Origin of the sequence: Pseudomonas sp. PS01299 (genome assembly GCF_029960145.1) — a bacterium.
In the GTDB taxonomy this organism is placed as follows: domain Bacteria; phylum Pseudomonadota; class Gammaproteobacteria; order Pseudomonadales; family Pseudomonadaceae; genus Aquipseudomonas; species Aquipseudomonas putida_A.
In genome coordinates, this window is sequence record NZ_JASCPO010000375.1 from 1 (window position 1) to 3,578 (window position 3,578).

Below are 3,578 nucleotides of genomic sequence, written 5' to 3' on the forward strand. Positions count from 1 at the left end.
CCCTCAGCCAACATCAAGGGTGACTGATGTACCGCATTCGCGAGCAAGCCCGCTCCCACAGGGTCAGTGTTGGTCTCGAACACTGAGTATTACCAGGAAGACGTCGCCCCGCTCTTCAACGCCATCTCGCGCCGGCTGTTGGCGCGCATCGCCTTGATCAGCGACACCGAGCCCACCAGCAGAATCGCAGCGCCGAACAGGAAGTCGATGTTGTACAGCTGGAAGTCCTGCACCGGCCCGACCAGCAGCACCCGCACCACGGCAATCGTCACCAGCGTGGCGAGGAAGTCGATCCCCGGCTCGTCACGATAGAACACGTGCAACAGCGGCAGGCACAGCACCAGCAGGAACAACAGCACCACGACCTTGAACGAGCCTTTGCGCTCGACGCTGAACGCGCATTCGTGCGGGCCGTAGGCCTTGTAATCCTCGTCGCGGATCATCGAGTTTTTCTCGTTGATGTACTCGACGCGGTTGTACTTCTGGATCGGCGTGAAGGTGTTGGACATCTCCATCAGCGTGGTGATGTTCTTGAAGCGCAGGTCGATGCGCTCGCTGCCCTTGAGGTAATACAGCACCGGTTTGTAGCCGTAGCGATAGGTGTCGAAGGGGAAGTCGGTGACCTGGCCCTGGACGCCGATCGGCCGTGGCTCAAGCTCGGCGTAGGCGCTTTTCGTTGGAGACGCGAGGTTGCGGCTCAGCGGCTGAACCTTGACCTGTTCGAGGAAGATCGGCGTCACGCCGTACGACCACTGCAACGGTTCCAGGCGCAGACGCAGTTCGTTGCGGCCCAGATCGTAACGGTTGAAGGTGCGTTCGGAGACCACCAGCGAGCCACTGAGCATGAACTCGCCGCGCAGGTTGTTGGTGACGCGCAAGGTCAGTTGATCCTTGCCCAACAGCGCCGCTTCGGTGGACGGCGGCGCGCCGCACCACGCGGTGCTTTCACCGGCGCCGCCCAACTGGCCGTCGCGGTTTTCCTTGAACACATAGAAGTAACTGGCCCACAGCGTCAGCATCAACAGCAACGCCGTGAGGCCCAAAATCTTTTTGCCCGCACTCACTACCCAGACTCCCTTCTTGGTTCCGTCGTCCAGCCGAAAACCCGCTGGCGACGGGGACTCTACCAAAAGGCCAGCATCGACCCAAGGAAAAATCCGGGAATGGTGCGGGATGTAAGGGTTTCCCCTGTAGAGAAGGGGCCGCTAGGCAATTGTGGTGAGGGGATTTATCCCCGACCGGCTGCGCGGCGGCCGCAGAACCAGCCAACAGGTTTTAGCTGAAGAAATGCTTCGGCAGATTTTAGGTCTGCTTCGCAGCCCATCGGGGATAAATCCCCTCACCACAAAGTATCTATCAAGCAATGGATATTCAGCGTCTACGAAACAGCGGGCGTGGCTCGATCACCGAGCGGCCGTACAGCACGCTCATGCCGACCAGTCCCTTCAGCGCATCCTCAGCCGATTTGTCCTCGCGTACCGCAAAACTGTCGAACCCGCACTGACGCATATGGCTGAGCTGATCGCGCAGCACATCGCCAATCGCCCGCAGCTCACCGGCCCAGCCAAACCGGCTACGCAGCAGATACGCCTGACTGTAGGCGCGACCGTCGCGAAAGCTCGGAAAATCCAGGGCAATCAGCGGCAGCGAGGCCAGCCACGGCACCACGCTTTCAACTTCATCGTCCGGCCCCAGCCACACCGCGTGGGTCGAGGGCGATTGCAGCCAGTGCGCCAGCGGCAGGATCAGCAATCCTTGCGGCCTGCCCTGCTCCGGCTCGCGAACCAGCGTCCATGGGTCGTCCTCGATCAGGCGTGCGACACCTTGCTCCAGACGCAGCAGATTGTTCATGCCGACGCCTCCAGCACTTTCGGGTAGACCCGCTCCTTGAAAGGCTCCAGGCCAATGCGCGCCACGGTGTCGACAAACAGTTCCTCGCTTTCGCGGTAACGCACAAACGTACCGATGATCCGCTCGATCACCTGCGGCACTTCGGCCGCGCTGAACGATGGGCCGATGACTTTGCCCAAGGCGCTGTTTTTGCCCTGCGCGCCGCCAAGGGTGATCTGATACCACTCGCTGCCGTTCTTATCGACGCCGAGGATGCCGATATTGCCGATGTGGTGGTGGCCGCAGGCGTTCATGCAGCCGGAGATGTTCAGGCTGATGTCGCCCAGGTCGTGCAGGTAGTCGAGGTTGTCGAAACGCGCCTGAATCGCCTGGGCAATCGGGATCGACTTGGCGTTGGCCAGCGCGCAGAAATCGCCGCCCGGGCAGGCGATGATGTCGGTCAGCAGGCCGACGTTGGCGCTGCCCAGATTGCGCTCGCAGGCCAGCTGCCAGAGTTCATACAGGTCAGACTTTCGAACATCGGGCAGAACGATGTTCTGCTCATGGGCAATGCGAATCTCGCCAAATCCGAATCGCTCCGACCAGTCGGCCACCGCGAGCATCTGCTGGCCGGTGACATCACCCGGTGGTGCACTCAGACCCGGTTTGGTCGACAGCACCACGCTGGTGTAACCCGGTTTCTTGTGCGGCTGCACGTTGCGCGCGACCCAGCGGGCGAACGCCGGGCTTTCAGCCAGATGCGTGCCGAAATCCAGATCGGTATCGGCCAGGGTGTGATAGATCGGCGGCACGAAGGCACTGGCGACACGCTCATATTCAGCCTCGGTCAGCTGCGCCGGGCCGTCCTTGAGGTGCTGCCATTCTTCCTCGACCTCTTTGGCGAACGCCTCGATGCCCAGCGCCTTGACCAGAATCTTGATCCGCGCCTTGTACTTGTTGTCGCGCCGGCCATGGCGGTTGTAGACCCGCAGGATCGCCTCGACGTACGACAACAGGTGCTGCCACGGCAAACCTTCGCGGATCTGCAGACCGAGGATCGGCGTGCGCCCCAACCCGCCGCCGACGATCACCCGCAGCAACATCTGCCCGTCGCGCCCCGGATAAAGATACAGGCCGATGTCATGCATCATGATCGCCGCACGGTCCTGCCTCGCCGAGCAGATGGCGATCTTGAACTTGCGTGGCAGGAAGAGGAACTCCGGGTTGATCGTCGACCATTGCCGCAAGATCTCGGCCAGCGGGCGCGGGTCGATCAACTCGTCCGCCGCGACCCCGGCAAACGCTTCAGTGGTGATGTTGCGCACGCAGTTGCCGGAAGTCTGGATCGCATGCATGTTGACCTGCGCCAGGCGTTCAAGGATGTCCGGCACCTGCGCCAGTTCGATCCAGTTGAATTGCAGGTTCTGCCGCGTGGTGAAGTGGCCGTAGCCGCGGTCGTAATCGGCGGCGATGCTCGCCAGCGTGCGCATCTGTTCGGCACTCAGGGTGCCGTAAGGAATCGCCACTCGCAGCATGTAGGCGTGCTTCTGCAGGTACAGGCCGTTTTGCAGGCGCAGCGGCAGGAACTCCTCCTCGCTCAACTCTCCGGCCATGAAGCGCTCGACCTGATCGCGAAATTGCGCAACGCGCTCGAACACCAACGCCCGGTCGTAATCATCGTATTGATACATGCAGCGGCTACCCCATCAGGTTTGATCCCAGATCAAAACTGTGGGAGCGGGCTTGCT

General features: G+C 61.4%; 3 protein-coding genes. All 3 read right to left on the reverse strand.

The genetic code is table 11. The features are described from left to right. Positions 1 to 89: 89 nt before the first annotated feature. Positions 90 to 1,064 carry a hypothetical protein gene (locus tag QMX91_RS29855; protein WP_135295697.1) on the reverse strand — a complete coding sequence of 325 codons (975 nt, stop codon included), beginning with the start codon at positions 1,062 to 1,064 and terminating at the stop codon, positions 90 to 92. 307 nt (positions 1,065 to 1,371) lie between these two features. After that, positions 1,372 to 1,851, reverse strand: coding sequence for a DUF934 domain-containing protein (locus QMX91_RS29860; RefSeq protein ID WP_282413813.1), 480 nt, complete (start codon positions 1,849 to 1,851; stop codon positions 1,372 to 1,374). Then, positions 1,848 to 3,521: a nitrite/sulfite reductase gene (locus tag QMX91_RS29865; protein ID WP_282413814.1), complete on the reverse strand. Its 1,674-nt coding sequence runs from the start codon at positions 3,519 to 3,521 to the stop codon at positions 1,848 to 1,850. Before QMX91_RS29865 ends, QMX91_RS29860 begins: the two co-directional genes overlap by 4 nt. Positions 3,522 to 3,578 lie beyond the last annotated feature (57 nt).

Excerpts from the sequence above, each read along its gene's own strand:
- QMX91_RS29860 (WP_282413813.1), bottom strand. The coding sequence starts at position 1,851 with ATGAACAATCTGCTGCGTCTGGAGCAAGGTGTCGCACGCCTGATCGAG.
- QMX91_RS29865 (WP_282413814.1), bottom strand. The coding sequence starts at position 3,521 with ATGTATCAATACGATGATTACGACCGGGCGTTGGTGTTCGAGCGCGTT.